Source organism: Paenibacillus sp. FSL L8-0494 (genome assembly GCF_038003695.1).
In the GTDB taxonomy this organism is placed as follows: Bacteria; Bacillota; Bacilli; order Paenibacillales; family Paenibacillaceae; genus Paenibacillus_AQ; species Paenibacillus_AQ odorifer.
The window spans coordinates 785,098-802,830 of the sequence record NZ_JBBOPQ010000001.1 but is presented as its reverse complement, the minus strand read 5'-3'; the positions used below and the strand labels follow the sequence as shown (position 1 = coordinate 802,830).

The 17,733-nt window shown below is 47.3% G+C and carries 16 protein-coding genes and 1 riboswitch; of the genes, 2 read left to right on the top strand and 14 right to left on the bottom strand.

Going from position 1 to position 17,733, the window contains the following annotated elements; all coding sequences use genetic code 11:
• Nucleotides 1-258: 258 nt before the first annotated feature.
• From purF to NYE35_RS03590, 12 genes are all read right to left on the bottom strand, one after another.
• Entirely contained in the window at nt 259-1,755 is a 1,497-nt protein-coding gene (gene purF, locus NYE35_RS03645) for an amidophosphoribosyltransferase (RefSeq protein ID WP_036680905.1), read from the bottom strand.
• Nucleotides 1,740-3,986 carry a phosphoribosylformylglycinamidine synthase subunit PurL gene (gene purL / locus NYE35_RS03640; protein WP_341120160.1) on the bottom strand — a complete coding sequence of 749 codons (2,247 nt, stop codon included), beginning with the start codon at nt 3,984-3,986 and terminating at the stop codon, nt 1,740-1,742. Before purL ends, purF begins: the two co-directional genes overlap by 16 nt.
• Complete coding sequence (gene purQ / locus NYE35_RS03635; RefSeq protein WP_036680909.1) at nt 3,964-4,653, bottom strand: phosphoribosylformylglycinamidine synthase subunit PurQ; 690 nt, start codon at nt 4,651-4,653, stop codon at nt 3,964-3,966. The genes purL and purQ overlap by 23 nt, the downstream gene beginning before the upstream one ends.
• 5 nt (nt 4,654-4,658) lie before the next feature.
• The gene (purS, locus tag NYE35_RS03630) at nt 4,659-4,904 is read right to left on the bottom strand and encodes a phosphoribosylformylglycinamidine synthase subunit PurS (RefSeq protein ID WP_036680912.1); all 246 of its coding nucleotides are present in this window, start codon (nt 4,902-4,904) and stop codon (nt 4,659-4,661) included.
• A 124-nt stretch (nt 4,905-5,028) separates the two neighbouring features.
• Entirely contained in the window at nt 5,029-5,919 is an 891-nt protein-coding gene (locus NYE35_RS03625) for a phosphoribosylaminoimidazolesuccinocarboxamide synthase (protein ID WP_036680914.1), read from the bottom strand.
• Between the two features lie 312 nt (nt 5,920-6,231).
• Nucleotides 6,232-7,527: an adenylosuccinate lyase gene (gene purB / locus NYE35_RS03620; protein WP_036680917.1), complete on the bottom strand. Its 1,296-nt coding sequence runs from the start codon at nt 7,525-7,527 to the stop codon at nt 6,232-6,234.
• Between the two features lie 5 nt (nt 7,528-7,532).
• Nucleotides 7,533-8,765 carry a 5-(carboxyamino)imidazole ribonucleotide synthase gene (purK, locus tag NYE35_RS03615; protein WP_051491162.1) on the bottom strand — a complete coding sequence of 411 codons (1,233 nt, stop codon included), beginning with the start codon at nt 8,763-8,765 and terminating at the stop codon, nt 7,533-7,535.
• Nucleotides 8,762-9,247: a 5-(carboxyamino)imidazole ribonucleotide mutase gene (gene purE, locus NYE35_RS03610; protein ID WP_038568659.1), complete on the bottom strand. Its 486-nt coding sequence runs from the start codon at nt 9,245-9,247 to the stop codon at nt 8,762-8,764. The genes purK and purE overlap by 4 nt, the downstream gene beginning before the upstream one ends.
• 305 nt (nt 9,248-9,552) lie before the next feature.
• A riboswitch (purine riboswitch) is annotated at nt 9,553-9,654 on the bottom strand.
• Nucleotides 9,655-9,887: 233 nt separating this feature from the next.
• The gene (locus NYE35_RS03605; protein WP_036680923.1) at nt 9,888-10,322 is read right to left on the bottom strand and encodes a universal stress protein; all 435 of its coding nucleotides are present in this window, start codon (nt 10,320-10,322) and stop codon (nt 9,888-9,890) included.
• A 40-nt stretch (nt 10,323-10,362) separates the two neighbouring features.
• Entirely contained in the window at nt 10,363-10,626 is a 264-nt protein-coding gene (locus NYE35_RS03600; RefSeq protein WP_036680925.1) for a DUF1294 domain-containing protein, read from the bottom strand.
• Between the two features lie 91 nt (nt 10,627-10,717).
• Nucleotides 10,718-11,941, bottom strand: coding sequence for an MFS transporter (locus tag NYE35_RS03595; RefSeq protein WP_052096757.1), 1,224 nt, complete (start codon nt 11,939-11,941; stop codon nt 10,718-10,720).
• 161 nt (nt 11,942-12,102) lie between these two features.
• The gene (locus NYE35_RS03590; protein WP_076104165.1) at nt 12,103-14,238 is read right to left on the bottom strand and encodes a DNA topoisomerase III; all 2,136 of its coding nucleotides are present in this window, start codon (nt 14,236-14,238) and stop codon (nt 12,103-12,105) included.
• 127 nt (nt 14,239-14,365) lie between these two features.
• On the opposite strand from NYE35_RS03590, the gene tsaA reads away from it, so the two are divergent.
• Nucleotides 14,366-14,812, top strand: coding sequence for a tRNA (N6-threonylcarbamoyladenosine(37)-N6)-methyltransferase TrmO (gene tsaA, locus NYE35_RS03585; RefSeq protein WP_076104166.1), 447 nt, complete (start codon nt 14,366-14,368; stop codon nt 14,810-14,812).
• A gap of 50 nt (nt 14,813-14,862) precedes the next feature.
• A complete protein-coding gene (locus NYE35_RS03580; protein WP_339812270.1) occupies nt 14,863-15,780 on the top strand; it encodes an AraC family transcriptional regulator in 918 nt (305 codons plus the stop codon).
• Between the two features lie 106 nt (nt 15,781-15,886).
• Here the strand turns inward: NYE35_RS03580 and NYE35_RS03575 are convergent, their stop codons facing one another.
• Nucleotides 15,887-17,074, bottom strand: coding sequence for a DUF4179 domain-containing protein (locus NYE35_RS03575; RefSeq protein WP_038568651.1), 1,188 nt, complete (start codon nt 17,072-17,074; stop codon nt 15,887-15,889).
• On the bottom strand, nt 17,049-17,636 hold the full coding sequence (locus NYE35_RS03570; protein WP_036680935.1) for an RNA polymerase sigma factor: 588 nt from the start codon (nt 17,634-17,636) through the stop codon (nt 17,049-17,051). Before NYE35_RS03570 ends, NYE35_RS03575 begins: the two co-directional genes overlap by 26 nt.
• Nucleotides 17,637-17,733: the final 97 nt, after the last annotated feature.

The following is a 17,733-nucleotide window of genomic DNA, read 5'->3' as shown; positions in this document are numbered from 1 at the left end:
TTATGCTCGAATTCCTTTGAATTTTTTACCGCTGAGCGGTAGAAATTCGAGCATAAAGGCGAACGCTAACGCTTCTACAGTTCCAAACTTCCTCTCCATAACTCCCTCCAACCACCGGTTTGTCCCTACTGCAAGCCGCAGTGCGCGCCTTGCACACGGACCTCAAGACCTCGGTGCATGAGCTGCGCCATGCAACCTCTTCTAGCGATATAAGCGAGTACCCACACTTTGCAAGGGAGACTTAGGGGGATGGCCCTACTAACAGCTGCAGCCATCTTTCTCTGCCCCGCCAAAATCCACCTGCGTCGGGTAATCATTATCAAAGCAAGAAAGGCAAAGTCCGCCTTTATAGTCATCTTTGTTGTGTCCACCAATGGAAGAGATTAAGCCTTCCGGCGACAAAAATGCCAAGGAATCGGCGTTGATCTCTTCGCACATTTCCTCAATGGTCTTGTAGGACGCGATGAGATCGCGGCGGTCTGGTGTATCAATGCCGTAGAAGCAAGGATTCTTGAACGGCGGTGAAGTAATCCGCACATGCACTTCAACAGCTCCCGCTTCCCGAAGCAGATTGACGATTCGGCGTGAGGTCGTGCCACGAACGATAGAATCATCGATCATAACGACACGTTTGCCATCAACTACACTGCGCACGGCGCTCAGCTTCATCTTCACACCTTGCTCACGCAGTTCTTGGCTCGGCTGGATGAAGGTCCGTCCAGTGTACTTATTCTTAATGAGCCCAAGCTCATAAGGAATTCCCGTTTGCTCGGCATACCCGATGGCTGCTGAAATACTGGAATCCGGCACACCGGTTACGAGATCAGCATCGACAAAAGCTTCCAGTGCCATGCGGCTACCCATCCGCTTACGGGCGGAGTGCAGGTTAGAGCCGTTCATATCACTGTCTGGGCGTGAGAAGTAAATATACTCCATCGCGCACAGCGCTTTACGTTTGGGTTCGGTAAAACGGTCCTCTAAGAGGCCGTTTTTGTCGAGGACTAGCAGTTCGCCCGGCTCAATATCTCGAACCAGCTGTGCCCCAATGACCTCTAATGCGCAGGACTCGGAAGCAAAAATATAAGCTTCACCAATCCGTCCCATCACTAGCGGACGCAAGCCATGGGAATCTGAAGCGACAATTAACTTGTCATTTGTCATAAGCAGAAAAGCAAACCCGCCAACGAGCTGCTGCAGCGCATCTTTTGCCGCTTCAACAAAATCCTTTGGCGAACGGGCAATCAGATGCGCCAGCACTTCTGTATCACTCGTAGTTTGAAAGATCGATCCGCTTTGTTCTAGCTGTTTGCGGATCAACGGTTCATTTACTATGTTGCCGTTCGTAGCAATCGCCAAATCGCCGTCACGATATTTAAATACCAGTGGCTGCGCATTGGTTAAGCGGCTGTCCCCACTGGTGGAATAACGTACATGCCCAATGGACATGTCTCCAACCAATGAGGCAATTTTGTCCTTGTCGAATACTTCTTTTACTAACCCCATCCCGCGGTGATAGTTGAAATCGCGACCGTCTGCTACGCAGATTCCCGCACTTTCTTCCCCACGGTGTTGTAAGGCGTGTAAGCCGTAATAAGACATGGACGCCGCTTCCGGGTGTCCGAAGACCCCGAAAACGCCGCATTCTTCTTTTAATGTGTCAAAAATATCTCCCGAGCCCGTTCCTTCATTGTAAAAGTCACCAGTCCACAGGATAGGAGTCTCCTGCTCTTTCCCGGTCTTTATTTCATAAGACATGGAATAGCATCCTCCCAAACGAATTTCAATTCTGCTACAGCTTCATCTAGTGCGGACACGCCGTCCAGATTTACGCGCAGTCTGTCTCCACCTACAGTTCCGATGTTCTCCACTGGAACACCGCTGGCTGCAATCGCTGCTTTCAGCTCTTCCGCACGTTCAGGAGCGGCTGTCAGCACAATGCGTGATTGGCTTTCGCTGAACAATGCTACATCAGATCTAAGACCGTTAGCTGAAAGCTCAACGTTCGCTCCGATTCCACCGCTGATACAGCTCTCTGCAAGTGCTACGGCAAGTCCACCTTCGGACAAGTCATGTGCGGAACGCACCAGACCGCCACGAATTGAGGTAAGGACTGCGTTCAGCAGTTTTTTCTCAGTAACCAAATCCAAAGCCGGAGGACGACCTTCGGTCACACCATGAACAGCATATTGGAATTCACTGCCGCCCAGCTCAGCCTTGGTTACTCCCAGCAGAAGGATGGAATCGCCTTCTTGCTTGAATCCCTGAGTCGTAATATGATCCGTGTCCGCTACTAAACCAACCATGCCGACAACCGGCGTTGGATAGATGGAACCCGTAGTATTTTCGTTATAAAGACTGACATTACCACCGATAACCGGAGTATCCAGCACACGACAGGCTTCAGCCATACCATCAACCGCACGCTCCATTTGCCAGAACACATCAGGCTTCTCAGGATTTCCGAAGTTCAGGTTATCCGTAATAGCCAGCGGTTCAGCACCGGAACAAACGATGTTGCGTGCCGCTTCGCTGACTGCAATACGTCCGCCCACTTCAGGATCAAGATGAACATAACGGCCATTACAGTCTGTAGTCATCGCAAGTCCTTTACGAGTACCATGAATGGTAACTACAGCCGCGTCAGATCCAGGGCGTACAGCTGTGCTCGTCCGCACCATGTAATCGTATTGATTGTATACCCATGCTTTACTTGCTACGGTTGGTGATCCAAGTACTGTACGCAATGCACCGCCCAGATCCGTAACTTCCTCGTAACGAAGAGTATCTACCTTTTCATTCGCAATATAATAAGCAGGAACCTCAGAAGGTTTGTTATATACTGGACACTCATCCACGAGCGCCGTTACTGGCATGTCACCAACAACCTCGCCGTGATGATACAATTTCAAGCGGCCATCATCCGTAACTTTACCGACTTTACAGCAGATAACACCCCAGCGGTCAAAAATCTCTTGTGCCTGGGCCTCATCCTTCGGCTCAACGACGAACAACATCCGTTCTTGTGATTCTGAAAGCATCATTTCGTAAGGCGTCATGCCCTCTTCACGTTGTGGCACCTGATCAAGATACAGTTCCAGACCATTGCCTGCTTTACTTGCCATCTCCGCACTAGAGCATGTAAGACCTGCTGCGCCCATATCCTGAATCCCGATAACGATGCCGCTGTCGATCAGTTCTAGACAAGATTCCATAACGAGCTTTTCCATAAATGGATCGCCGACTTGTACTGCGGTACGTTTAGCTTCTGATTCCTCACTAAGCTCTACCGATGCAAAAGTAGCACCATGAATTCCATCACGACCTGTAGGAGGACCTACATAGAAGACTGGGTTGCCAACACCCTTAGCTACGCCACGTTGGATTTTGTCATGATCAATCAGACCCACACACATTGCGTTAACTAGCGGATTGCCATCATAGCTATCATCAAACATGATTTCGCCGCCAACCGTTGGAATCCCGATACAGTTACCATAACCAGCAATACCAGACACAACATGTTCGAACAAATATTTTACTCGATCACTTTCCAGCTTCCCGAAACGTAGTGAATTGAGGATTGCGATAGGTCTGGAGCCCATGGAGAAAATATCACGGATAATCCCGCCGACACCCGTTGCCGCACCTTGGAAAGGTTCTACCGCTGAAGGATGGTTATGACTTTCGATTTTGAAAACAACCGCTTGGTTGTCACCGATATCTACAATCCCTGCGCCCTCGCCAGGTCCCATCAGGACACGTGGTCCGGAAATTGGGAAACGTTTCAGGAGTGGTTTGGAGTTCTTATAGGCACAGTGCTCGGACCACATTACGCTGAATACGCCGATTTCAGTGTAGTTCGGCAAACGTCCCATAAAAGACTTGATCAGCTCATATTCGCTGTCCGACACACCGAACTGGCTGTGAATTTTCTGCTCCGCAATCTGTTCTGCGGTCGGTTCCTTAACGGATACTTGCTGCGTCATGACGATCCCTCCAAGTCTTCAGTATGGATGTAAACATTCTTTTGCCGTCTTCTGAACCAAGTAAACTATTAGCCGCGCGCTCAGGGTGAGGCATCATGCCAACCACATTCCCTTGTACGTTACTAACACCCGCAATATCGGCTACGGAGCCGTTAGGGTTATCGCTATAGGTAAACACGATCTGATTGTTAGCTTTCAGCTCTGCTAAAGTCTCGTCATCACAGTAGTAGTTGCCTTCACCGTGTGCGATTGGGATGATGATTTCTTCATCTTTAGCATAGTCAATAGTAAATGGGGTTTCATTATTAACAACCTTAAGCACTGTATCGTGACAGCGGAACTTCATCGACATGTTGCGGCGAAGCGCACCTGGCAGCAAACCAGCCTCAGTAAGAATTTGGAACCCATTGCAAATGCCCAGCACGTATTTCCCTTGCTCTGCTGCTTTAGCAACTTCAGCCATAACAGGAGCAAATCTCGAAATCGCGCCACAGCGCAGGTAATCACCATATGAGAATCCGCCTGGAACCAAAATGCAATCATACGCCGACAAATCCGTCGCTGTATGCCACACATAATCGACTGGTTCGCCGAGACTGTCCTCTACCGCCTTGTAGCAATCAATATCACAGTTGGAGCCTGGGAAGACAAGTACAGCAAATTTCATGTCGTTTAGTCCTCCAATTCGTAGCGGTAATCCTCGATCACCGTGTTGGCAAGTAGCTTTTCGCACATTTCCTTAAGACGCACTTCCGCTTCAGCACGGTTATCCGTATCCAAAGTCAGCTCCATATATTTCCCAATACGCAAGCTTTCAACTTCTTGGAAGCCTACCGAATGAAGTGCTCCTTGTACTGCTACCCCTTGTGGATCAAGAACGCTTTTCTTTATGGTGACATATACCGTCGCTTTTAACATATGCTTGTAGTTCCTCCTAAATTTTAATGAGCATACCCTCTGAAACTGAAATTCTACAATGAGTACATTTAGCTTCAAAAATATATACTGAATTTATTCCCATGAGTGCACACACTATGTTGAACTATAAAGACTTGCCAGTAAGACGATGATAAATGTCCAGATAACGCCGTGTAGTTTCTTCTACTACTTCAGTTGGGAGCGGATCAGGTTTACTATTCTTATCCCAGGCAGATGCAGATAGATACGTACGAACAGGCTCTTTATCCATACTATCAATTTCAATATCAAGCGCGTATTTATCCTTAGCCCAGAAGCGGGAAGCATCCGGTGTAAAAATCTCATCGATCAGAATCACCTTGCCGTCCAACAAGCCGAATTCGAATTTGCAGTCCGCAAGAATGATCCCCCGCTCAGCACAATACTCTCTAGCAAAAGCGAACAGCTTTAAGCTCTTTTCCTGCAGCTCAAGCGCCAGATCAGCTCCGATTAATTCCTGCATTTTCTCAAACGGAATATCCTCATCGTGACCTACATCATTTTTAGCCGCAGGGGTAAAAATCGGCTCTGCCAGCAGCGCGTTTTTGCGGAGGTTAGCAGGAAGCTCAATACCATTTACCTTGCCTGTTTCTTGATACTGTCTCCAGCCGCCGCCAGTGATGCATCCACGCACTACGCATTCGATATCAATGCGCTCCGCTTTGCGTACCACCATGACACGGTTTCTGAGGGCCTCTTTGTCCTTAACTACGTCGCCAAGCAGATCCACATCGATATGAACGACATGATTCTCCATCAGCTCTTTAGTCTGTCCGAACCAGAACGCGCTCAGACGGTTAAGCACATTACCCTTTTCAGGGACCGCCGGGTCCAGCACATAGTCAAAAGCAGATATCCGATCCGTAACTACGATCAGTACATTTTCCCCTAAATCGTATAGCTCGCGAACCTTCCCTTTGTAGAGCAGCGGCGCATTGATGAGTTCCACGGCTGTGGATACGGCCGATGATGTCATGACCTTTCCTCCCTTGAACTAATGATCATTAATTATTACTTGAGCGAAAACGTCTCTTGCAAAATCGGAAATATCTGTTGGGTCAATCGGGCCACTACAAGAAATGTTTGGACTTCCGATCGCTGTTATCCTCAGATTTCCTGATTTGAACCACTGCCCGTGGTAGAAATCCGAGAATAAAGGCGAACGCTAACGCTTCTACAGTTCCAAAATTTCTCTCCGTTCCTTATCGACCAGTTGCATTTCAATTCTGCACAACATTAACCGCTCGTACTATTCCTAGCTCCTTAGTTCACCACTAACTTATCTTTTTTAGATAAGTTCTAGCTTGCGGAAGATGGTATCCACATGCTTAAGGTGCCAAGAAGGGTTAAATGCATCTTCAATCTCTTCTGGGGTGAGGACATTAGTGATTTCAGGTGTAGCTTCCACGATATCACGGAACTGCTTTTGCTCTTCCCAAGCTTGCATCGCACGTGGTTGAACGGTATCGTACGCTTGCTCGCGGCTGAAGCCTTTATCAATCAGCTTGGTTAAGATCCTGCCAGAGAAAGGAACGCCGAAGGTACGGTTCATGTTACGCTTCATATTCTCTGGGAATACAGTCAGGTTCTTCACGATGTTTCCGAAACGGTTCAGCATGTAGTTCAGCAGCATCGTTGCATCCGGAAGGATGATACGCTCCACTGAAGAGTGCGAGATATCGCGTTCATGCCAGAGCGGCACGTTCTCATAAGCTGTAACCATATGTCCGCGAATCACGCGGGACAGACCGGAAATATTCTCGCAGCCAATAGGATTCCGTTTATGCGGCATAGCAGATGAACCCTTTTGACCTTTGGCAAAAGCTTCTTCTACTTCGCGAATCTCACTCTTTTGCAGAGCGCGGATTTCGGTAGCGAATTTGTCTAGCGAGGTTGCTACCAGAGCAAGAGCTGCCATATACTCAGCGTGACGGTCGCGCTGTAGAGTTTGTGTCGAGATCGGTGCAGGGCTTGTACCCAGCTTACGGCAGACAAATTCTTCTACGAATGGATCAATGTTGGCATACGTACCAACGGCTCCGGAGATTTTGCCAAATTGCACACCGTTCGCAGCATGGCGGAAACGCTCCAGGTTACGTTTCATTTCTTCGTACCACAATGCCATTTTCAGACCAAAAGTAGTTGGCTCAGCATGAACCCCATGAGTACGGCCCATCATCGGTGTATCTTTATAAGCAATAGCTTTATCTTTAAGGATCTCAATAAAGTTGATGATATCCTTCTCTAGAATCTCATTCGCTTGACGCAGCAAGTAACCCAGTGCTGTATCCACCACATCTGTGGAAGTAAGGCCGTAGTGTACCCATTTGCGTTCTGCGCCAAGGCTTTCGGAAACCGCACGTGTAAAGGCAATTACGTCATGACGTGTTTCCTGTTCGATTTCATCAATACGTGCGATGTCGAATTTAGCATCCTTACGCAGCTTAGCAGCGTCTTCATGTGGGATGACTCCCAGTTCCGCCCATGCTTCACAAGCGCAAATTTCCACTTCCAACCACGCTTTGAATTTATTCTCCTCAGTCCAAATGGCCCGCATCTCGGGTCTGCTGTAACGTTCGATCATATTCTTTAGTTCCTCCAAAGTTTAGATTGCTCCACCCAGGATAAGCCGTCTCCGGTATCCTTGCACAGCAGATTGATATGACCCATCTTACGACCAGTCTTACTCTCAGTCTTGCCATATATATGAAGCTTAGGTACAATACCCAGCTTATTATCTTTTTCCTCATGTGTACAGGTCGCTTTAATAGCACCATCCAAATGCTGACCTAATACATTTACCATAACTACAGGTGTCAAAAGCGTTGTATCGCCCAGCGGCAGATTACAAATCGCCCGGACATGCTGCTCGAACTGTGAGGTCACGCAAGCATCCATGGTGTAATGGCCGGAATTATGCGGCCTTGGTGCCAGCTCATTGACGAACAATTCACCGTCCGCTGTGACGAACATTTCCACGGCAAGCAGTCCAACCGCATTCAGCCCTGCGATTAAAGTCTCAGCCAGCTCGCAAGCTCTGCGCTGAATGTCTGCTGACACTCTTGCAGGTACAATGGACAGATGCAAAATATTATTTACATGAATGTTCTCAGAAGGCGGGAAGCTTTTGACCTCCCCAGATGCACTGCGTGCAGCAACAACGGATATTTCGCATTGAAAAGCTACAAACTTCTCAAGCACCAGCTCCGGAATCACCTCACCGGGTGCAACCTGCCGGAAAGCTTCTTCCAGCTCTTCTTCCTGACGAATCACAGCTTGACCCTTGCCGTCATAACCGCCTGTGGCTGTCTTGAGCACACAAGGTAGTCCAAGTTCAGCCGCCGCCTGTTTTAGCTCCGCAAGGCTGTCCACCTTCCGGTACGGGGCGACCGGAACGCCCGCCGCCTCGATGGCGGCTTTTTCGCGCAGCCGATGCTGCGTGGTATACAGCAGCGCGCTGCCCTGCGGCACGTACGATTCCTCCGCCAGCAGCGCGGCTACGCCCGCGTCGACGTTCTCGAACTCGTACGTGATGACGTCCGCGCGGCGGGCCAGCTCCCGCGCCGCGTCCCGGTCGTTATACGCCGCCGTGATCTGCGGCGTAACTTGACCGCTAGGCGCATCCGGCGCAGGATCCAGCGCCACGAAGCGGTACCCCATGGCGCTGCCGGCCAGCGCCATCATGCGCCCGAGCTGCCCGCCGCCGAGCACGCCGACGGTCGAGCCGGGCAGCAGCGTCCGGACGGTGTCCGCACCGGACGCTTGTGCGGCTGGCGAAGCTGCGCCGCCAGCCTCCTGCAGCTTCAGCTCCTCCGGTCTCATAAGCTGTCGCTGCTTTCCAATACTTCATCGCGGATCGCATCCCGACGCAGCTGCACACGCTGCTGCACTTCAGGGTCGAACGCTCCGATGATCTGTGCGGCCAGCAGGCCTGCATTTACAGCGCCTGCTTTACCAATAGCTACCGTTGCTACCGGTATGCCTCCAGGCATCTGCACGATGGAGAGCAGCGAATCCAGCCCATTAAGTGCTTTTGACTGCACTGGCACTCCAATCACTGGCAGGATTGTCTTTGCAGCCACCATACCCGGCAAATGCGCGGCGCCGCCTGCTCCTGCAATAATCACGCGAATGCCGCGGCCTGCGGCTTCCTCCGCATAGCGGAACATCAAGTCCGGTGTACGGTGCGCGGATACTACCTTCTTCTCATAAGACAATCCCAGCTCTTCCAGCACCCTACAAGCGTGCTCCATCGTATCCCAATCCGACTTACTACCCATGATGACAGCTACCTGCACAGACATGATTCGACCTACCTTCCAATCACTAGTATGAGATATCTTTATCTTGTAAATCCGAACAAGCAGAGACTACATTCTCGTCCTTCAGGGATGACTATCGTTTTCCTTAATAATATAAGGTTGATATATTACGTGTAACTTATTCCTTATATTAAAAAAGCCCGATGTCCAGACGCATTTTGCTGCGGGAGGATCGGACTAGTAAAGGAATTAGGAAAAAACACTCCCGCTTGCCTCTTACCAAACTGGCATTAAGCGCGGAAAGCTGCACAATGCATCACTCCATTATATGGACTGAACTATCGCATTCTAGCATCCTATTTCCTCGTAGTCCGGTAATTTACGGTTCCCGGGTAGAAACTTCCGGGCCATATTCCCGGTTTTATACGAGCTCTTCATGACATCAGTTTAACAATCCCCTACACATGATGTCAACTCAAACACGAACATTGGTAAAAACACCATAATAAATGTTCGCTTTTGGACGAATTTAAATTCTCAACAACCTTTTATTTTGTCAAGAAAGACTTCTTTCCGTACACTCCTAGCTCTAACACTCTATGTTGTTTAAGCTCCAGAATACGACCTATACTTCCTTAAATTGAAAAAAAGGAACGCTATCAGCGTCCCTTTGAACTCTATATTATTTTACAACCAGCACTGGAATACGAGCGCTTTGTACTACATTATGGCTGACACTGCCCAGAACAAATTCACGTATACCGCCAAGCCCGCGGCTGCCGATAACTATGATGTCTATAGCATTTTCCTTAGCATATTTCAAAATCACTTCCGCAGGAGATCCTTGTAAAAGCTCAACCTCAGCATTCAGGCCTTCAGCCTCAAGGCGTCCCTTCACTTCTTCGGTAGTCTGCACTGCCAAATCATAATATTCTTTATTTACTGAAGCTGGTAGAGGTGCAAGAGCTTCTCCGATAAAAAATCTTGGGAATTCAAATGCGTGTACGACATGCAATATAGAACCTGGTGTGACTTTAGCGAGTTCAATTGCGCGCTCCAATGCTTGATTAGAAGCCTTTGAACCGTCATAGGCTAGCAAAATTTTAGAGAATAACATGTACGCCACCTCTTTTTCTAGTTTGTAATCCTAAAGACTATTATCTTAAAAAATAGCTGTACAAAAAGATATTCAGCAGCAGCAGAAGCGGAATTCCGATCCTGAAGGATGTATGACGCGTCTTGTGGCGCTTACGGTACATGGCAATCAGCACACCTAGTGCGCCGCCCATGGCTGCCAGCAGAAAAAGTGTTTTCTCAGGTACACGTTCCCGCCTTTTGCGGGCTTTGTTCTTGTCCTCGGACATCACTACATACCCGATAATATTAATTACCACAAACCACAACATTACAACCTTGACCATTCTCCCGGGCTCCTCCTCCTTGCTTCCTATCTCTATTATATTCCCCTTTTGCACAAAAAACCAATCATCCTTACACGCTCTGCCAAGTCTGTTAAGTTTCTTTTAGCTGCTTCTGCTTCGTATCCTTCATCCATACCCAGGATAAAATTGTAGCCAACGCCGCCGCAATCCCACCTAACCAGAATCCTCCGGTCAAGCCATATACAGAGCTCATCCAACCTGCTACAAATGGCCCTGCTGACATCCCTATCGCATAAACGGCCTGATAGAACCCCATAGCTGTAGCCCGTTTAAAGGGATCTATTTCTGATACGGATTTACTCAACAGCAGCGGAAAAATAAGTCCCTGCATAAAACCATTCCCCACCTGAGTCAGACAAAGCGCCGCTAATGTCGGCATAGAAGGAATGAGCAGCGTAAACAGTGCGCTTCCCGCAAAGCCTAGCATAAGCTTCCCTCTATCACCCAGTAGCCCTCCAAACAGACGTGAACCGTAGAGTGTTGCGATGGCATGCGGAATCATAAAAGCGAGTGTTAGCCAGCCCAAACTTTCTTTGCTTGCTCCGATATTCAGCGCCTGGTTCGGAGTATATCCGAACATCGTTATAAATAGCACACAGTGCGCCAGCACAGACAACAGCGAGACTTTTACCAGCAGAGGTTCCTTTACGACACCAGCCAGCTCCTTGATCTGTATGGCATTTTGCCGTTTTTCCTGCTTTTGTTCCGGTAACCGAAGCGCAAGAATTAGTGCCGCAATAGCTACAATTCCACCAATCAGGAAGGGGGCATTCCAGCCCCAATGCTCTACCATATAGCCGCTGATCATCATGCTGGTCAATTGGGCGATTACTGTAGTAAATTGCAGCATGCCCATCGCTTTTCCAGCTTCCTCTTTTGGAAAATATCCTGCGAACATCACAGAGTACACAACCCATGCCGATGCTGCTATCCCGGATACCGCACGTGCTGCCAACGCCCAACCCGGCTGTGCTCCCCACATAAAAAGAAAACAGCTGACTCCACTCGCAATCAATCCCAGATAGATAAACGGCCGCCGCCTATTTAAATAATCTGAACCGATGCCAATGGGTATACGGAATAGGATCTGCATTAACCCATATATCCCAAGCACCATACCCACCATAAAATACGATGATCCCAAATGCTCAACATATGGTGAAAGCACCGGCACATAAATATAAGAAGAGAACCAAAACATAAATACAATAACCAAAAAGAAAAACCTGCTGCTTCCTTGCCCCTGTGGGCGATCTGCCGCTTTCAACGGATTCGCCTGCTGCTCAGCTGCCACCTAATCACCTGCTCCACTCATTTGCTTACCATTCTAATTCAAAGCCTATCCGTAGACCACATAAACTTACTAGGATATAAAAAAGACTACTGAGCACACTCAGCAGCCTTCATTATTCTAATCATTCGTTTTAATTGAAGCTAACCATCCGATGATTCCTACTACTTATCCTTCTTTTGTCCTTCAAGCGCTGCTTTCAGCAGTTCCCCAAGGTTAGAACCAATGCTTTCCTGCTTACTGTATTGCTGCACCAGCTTTTGCTGTTCACGTTTATTAACATGTTTGTGATCCTTATCTAAGGTCTCTGTGATTCCACAGCCTAGACATTGTACGAACATGCCTGCTTTACCCTCTTTAAGCTCCATTTTCTTATGGCACTGTGGGCAGCGGCGATTCGATAATCTTTTCTCACCTGCACGGGTGTAACCACAGTTATCTGCAGGACATACCAGCAGCTTCCCTCGTTTGCTCTTCTTCTCGAGTAGTCTTGTACCGCATTCCGGACAATGGCTGTTAGAGACATTATGCGGCTTATATTCTGCTCCGCTAGTTTTCACACCTGTTACCAATTCCTGTGCCATACTGCGGATACCTTGTAAAAAGAGCTCCGGTTTGCCTTGACCACGCGCTATTTTCTCCAGCTCAGCTTCCCAACGTGCGGTTAGATCCGGGGTACGTAGCTGAGTGGATACCAGCTCGATTAACTGCTTACCTTTTCCTGTCGGATGCAGGAGATTACCTTGCCGCTCAATCGTATCGGAGCTTACCAGCTTCTCAATAATATCCGCGCGGGTAGCCGGGGTTCCGAGGCCGTGTTTCTCCATTTGCGTCAACAGCGAAGCTTCATTATAACGCTTCGGTGGCTGCGTTCGGCCAGCACGCACCATACAGCGGCTAATCGTGACAGCAGCCCCTTCGCGCAGCTCAGGCAGCTTTACACTGCCCGCTGCCGGCTCGTCCACAGATTCCTCCTCGTCATCACTACTCATATCTCCGCCGTATACTTCGCGCCAACCGGCATCTTTAACCGTCGTCCCTTTGACATGAAAATTTTCGCCTTCTACATTGACGGTTACAGCTACCGCATCATAACGAGCTGGCGGATAGAACAAGCTTATAAAACGCCGCACAATCAGATCATACAACTTACGTTCCTCAGTACTCAGACCATTTAACAATACGGTCTGTTCTGTAGGAATAATAGCATGGTGATCACTGACTTTACTATCATCCACGATTCGTTTCGTAATCGGCAGCTGCTTGCGCAGCAATGGACGTGCTAACGCTGCATATGGACCGACCGCAACACTATCCAGTCTTTCCTTGAGTGTGCCCGTCATATCTGAAGTTAAGTAACGACTGTCCGTACGCGGGTATGTGACAAGTTTATGCTGCTCATATAACCGCTGCAGCACACTGGAGGTCTGCTTCGCGGAGAAGCCGAACTTCCGGTTCGCATCACGCTGCAGTTCAGTCAGATCATAAGCCAGTGGATGAGGTTCACTTTTCTCACTCTTCTGTACCTTAATAATACGGCCGCTGCGTCCTGTAAGCTTATCCTTTAAGCTGGCTGTCTTATCCTTTTCGAATATCCGACCATCACCGTTACTGGCCCGCCATGCCGCTTGGAAATCCCCAAAATCAGCAGTCAGCGTCTCAAAATCGACGGAACGGAAACCCGTAATCTCCTGTTCACGATCCATGATCATCCCTAATGTCGGCGTTTGTACCCGTCCTGCTGAGAGCGGCGAACCGAACTTACAGGTCAAAGCTCTCGTGACATTCAGTCCAATCATCCAATCCGCCTCTGCGCGGCAACGTGCAGATTCATACAACCGATCAAATTCCCGACCCGGACGGAGTTTTGCAAATCCCTCTTTAATTGCCTTATCAGTCTGCGAGGATATCCATAACCGCTGGAATGGCTTTTTCCATCCTGCCATATTCATAATCCAGCGAGCCAGCAGCTCCCCTTCACGGGCAGCATCTGTAGCAACAATAAGCTCCTCAATGTCCTGACGTTTCATTAGATGCTGGACAGCTTTGTATTGCTGGTTGGTCTCCCGCAGCACCTTCAGCTTGGTCTTCTCCGGCAAAATCGGCAGATCCTCCAAGGCCCAAGTTGCAAACTTTTTATTATAATCCTCAGGCTCTGCCAGGCCGACCAAATGACCAAGCGCCCAGGTAACCACATATTTTGGACCTTCAATATAACTCTTCTGTTTATTATTACATCCCATGACCCGTGCAATCTCGCGTGCAACAGACGGCTTCTCCGCCAATACTAGTGTCTTCATAATGCTCCCCTTTCCACATCAAATTTCATTATAGCATTAAATGAATGTTAGCAAATATCGTCAGGCTTTACCGTATGCCTCTGTTATACACTAGATCATATCTGATACCCGAAAGGAGTCATAGTCAATGTATGAACAAGAAAGCTATAATATAGTACCTATAGGATGGGTTAGAGGTACAGCACAAAATTTGCGGCTTGAAATCAACCCAGAATTCAGACCGGCGCTTAAAGGTTTATCTCAGTTTAGTCATTGCCAAGTGCTTTGGTGGCTGCATGAGTTTGCAGATGATCATTTCCGGCAGACTACACAGATTCAGCCTCCTTATGAGGCGACCTTAACTGGAGTATTTGCTTCCCGTTCCCCTATTCGCCCTAATCCAATTGGGCTTAGTGTAGCAGCAATCCTGTCCGTCGATGTAGACTCTGGAATAGTAGAGGTGGCCGGGCTTGATGCCTATCCGGGTACACCGGTTCTCGACATCAAAGCCTATTTTCCTAGTGCAGATCGCGTAATGGAAGTGACCGTTCCCGATTGGGCTGCTGCTTGGGGCGACTGGACAGCAAATAATTGAAGTAATCGTGCTAGACACCATTTCTATTAACTGTTATGGGAGGACATCTCTTGAACAATCGCCAACTAATCATTCAAGCCTTAGATCTCATTGAGGATCGCTTAACCACGTTTCTTCCTGTAGCTGTCCTCTCCAAAGAAATGGGATACTCCCTTTATCATTTCACCCGTCTGTTTCAAGCAGTCACTGGGATAGCACCCGGCGACTATATAGCCAGACGCAAAATCTCTGAAGCAGCCTTGGACATTCATCGAATGCCAGAGCGCTCACTCCAGGACATCTCATTAGACTATAACTTTAGTAACTATGAGACCTTTACCCGTGCCTTCAAAAGAATGCTGCACACGACTCCCTCTCTTGTTCGAAAAAGACTTACTGAAACGAAACTCCCTTTGCTCCCTAGACTAAATGAACAAGATCTACTTCAAGTCCTTTCTGATAGTGATCTCTCCCCCCAGCTCGTTGATTTCGGAGAAATTATACTTCAAGGACCCGTAGTTAAAGTAGACCATGATTTCTCCGTCATTTCTGATACTTGGCCTTTGCTTTTCAATAAGGTAGCCACTATATCGGATAGAATACAGCCTGAAAAATATTATCAGCTTGGCTTCTGGCCAGATGACTATGAGAGTAATGGGTTTTCGATCATGTGTGCCTGCGAAATTAGTCCTATAAAAGCAGACCACAATCAGACTTTCCCCCTTCAGATCTTACCACCCATACGTTATCTGAAATTCATCCATAAAGGCCGGTCTTGTGATATCCCTTCTACCTATAAATATATCTACGGAATCTGGCTGCCGAAAACAGAATACAGGATGTCCATTCCATTTGAATTGGAATATTATGGCGAATTGTACCTTGGACCAGATAACGAAAACTCGGTGAGTGAAATTTATATTCCATTAGAATTTTTACAAGAAGAGACCACGTTGTCGTCTTTTATAGATGACAACCGGTTCTTTTAGAAATATAAAGATGTTATAGTTGTGTAGCTTATAAATTCTTCTCTTTTAATAAAAAGTCCGTATCTGCTATGCAGACACGGACTTTTTTTGCTTATGGGATTAACAGTTACTTTAGCTCCACCTGAATCGTTTGTTCAAGCTCCGGATAATAATGTTTAACTTGTTTTCCCTCTTCATCCCTTAATGCTTTATGATTTTCATCGATGGAGTAAGTAAACGGCTTAACTGTAATTGTCTTTGGTGTTTGCGCGAACGGTATGAAATCTTTGTCTACCAAAGGATAGACTATAGCTGGCAAGTTAAATGACCCACCCGATGAGAACGCATTACCTAGTTCATCAACAATTTCATAGAACATTTCAGAGGTTGTGTATCCATCCTTTTCTTTCACAGTTGGCGCTTTACCTTCTTCGCTGAGCTGTAATCTGCTTGTGGCTGGAGTTAATTCCAGCTTGGTAATCGTATAACTGAATTCTTCTGCCTCTTTTGTTTGGTTCAGATCAAGCTTGATAATTCCTTCCGTTACTTTTTTCACCGGCACCTTGATTACAAAAGGCTCTGCAATTTGTGTAACCGGCACACTGATGCTTAATTCAAATTCATCCCCCAAAGCCTCTATATTATTTAGATTTCTGTAATCGTATAAAATAGCATTCTTTTTTCCCTCAACATCACCAAAAGATGACATTTGGCTCTCCAGTTTTTTCCCATTCGGCAATTTCACTTCTGCTGAACCCAACAACCCTTTTTCGGACTGGTTCATTGTCACTTTCGCATGTTGTTCTGTTAGCGATGGATCGAACTCAATCGGTTCAATAATCATCTCAGCCATCATCTTATCATTATCAATGCCTTCCCGTTCAATCGCAAATGCCAACCGCGAGCCGTCATAATAGGCATCGGTAACCTTTAAGGTCACTCCATCATGAGTAACGCTTTGGTTAGGGGCAGTAGATAATCCTTTTTCCTCAGCAGCATTTAGACCTTTATCGTCAATTCCCTTGAAAATACTTCCTACAACAGGAATCTGCTTCAACGTTTCAGCCATGACCGGGGATACAAATCCGCTACCGATTATGCCCGCACCCAACACTGCTGCTGCCGAGGCAGCCACCAATGATTTTTTCAGGAACTTATTTCCATTCTTTCTTGACGCTCGTTTTTCCATTCCCTCGTCTCCTATTCGCTTCATAATTGAATCGCTGAAACTGTCTACCGGCATTTCATAATTTTGGAATGTTTGACGAATGTGCTCCATCTTCTGACTTTCAGTTGGATCTTGCCATTTCTCCATGAGGGCTGCCTCCTTCATTCATTCTTTGCCGGACTAACTTTTTGCGTAGACGTTCAAATTTTTTGCGTAAAGTAGCTGAATTACAATCCATAATCTGACCCATTTCTTCAAAACTGTATTGCTCAACCACCTTAAGAATCAAAAGATTGCTCTCTTCGGCTGTCAGGTCATCCATAAATAACTTCTGCAATGGCTCCTCATCGTTAGGATTATAATAGGCTTTGGGCTGCTGCTCTTTGTATAGCGACAACAGACGCTTTCTTCGCTTGCGTTTGCGAACCTGATCCAGACAATGATGATAGGCCACTTTATACAGCCATGCACTAAAAGAGACTCGTTTCTCATAACGTCTGAGTTCCTGATACACTTTTACAAATATATCTTGCACAGCATCCTCTGCTTCTTCATGACTTCTCAAAATATAATAGCAATACGTATAAATCTTTCTTTCATAGGCTTGTATTATAGTTCTATAGGCTTCGCGGTTACCCGCAAGAACCTGATCGATAGCCTCTTCAATTATTGTTTGATTCACTTGGACCCCGGGGCTGCGACGTTCCAAAGAATCACCTCCTTGTTATTGACTACAACTATATAACGAATGTGATCACTTTAATTGTGACAGGCTCGAAAAAATTTCCCAAATATGTTAGAAACAT

Coding starts and splice junctions, on each gene's coding strand:
- purQ (WP_036680909.1), bottom strand. CDS start 4,653: ATGAAATTTGCTGTACTTGTCTTCCCAGGCTCCAACTGTGATATTGAT.
- NYE35_RS03625 (WP_036680914.1), bottom strand. CDS start 5,919: ATGACATCATCGGCCGTATCCACAGCCGTGGAACTCATCAATGCGCCG.
- purK (WP_051491162.1), bottom strand. CDS start 8,765: ATGAGACCGGAGGAGCTGAAGCTGCAGGAGGCTGGCGGCGCAGCTTCG.
- NYE35_RS03605 (WP_036680923.1), bottom strand. CDS start 10,322: ATGTTATTCTCTAAAATTTTGCTAGCCTATGACGGTTCAAAGGCTTCT.
- purS (WP_036680912.1), bottom strand. CDS start 4,904: ATGTTAAAAGCGACGGTATATGTCACCATAAAGAAAAGCGTTCTTGAT.
- purB (WP_036680917.1), bottom strand. CDS start 7,527: ATGATCGAACGTTACAGCAGACCCGAGATGCGGGCCATTTGGACTGAG.
- purF (WP_036680905.1), bottom strand. CDS start 1,755: ATGTCTTATGAAATAAAGACCGGGAAAGAGCAGGAGACTCCTATCCTG.
- NYE35_RS03575 (WP_038568651.1), bottom strand. CDS start 17,074: ATGGAGAAATGGCAAGATCCAACTGAAAGTCAGAAGATGGAGCACATT.
- purE (WP_038568659.1), bottom strand. CDS start 9,247: ATGTCTGTGCAGGTAGCTGTCATCATGGGTAGTAAGTCGGATTGGGAT.
- NYE35_RS03600 (WP_036680925.1), bottom strand. CDS start 10,626: ATGGTCAAGGTTGTAATGTTGTGGTTTGTGGTAATTAATATTATCGGG.
- tsaA (WP_076104166.1), top strand. CDS start 14,366: ATGTATGAACAAGAAAGCTATAATATAGTACCTATAGGATGGGTTAGA.
- purL (WP_341120160.1), bottom strand. CDS start 3,986: ATGACGCAGCAAGTATCCGTTAAGGAACCGACCGCAGAACAGATTGCG.
- NYE35_RS03590 (WP_076104165.1), bottom strand. CDS start 14,238: ATGAAGACACTAGTATTGGCGGAGAAGCCGTCTGTTGCACGCGAGATT.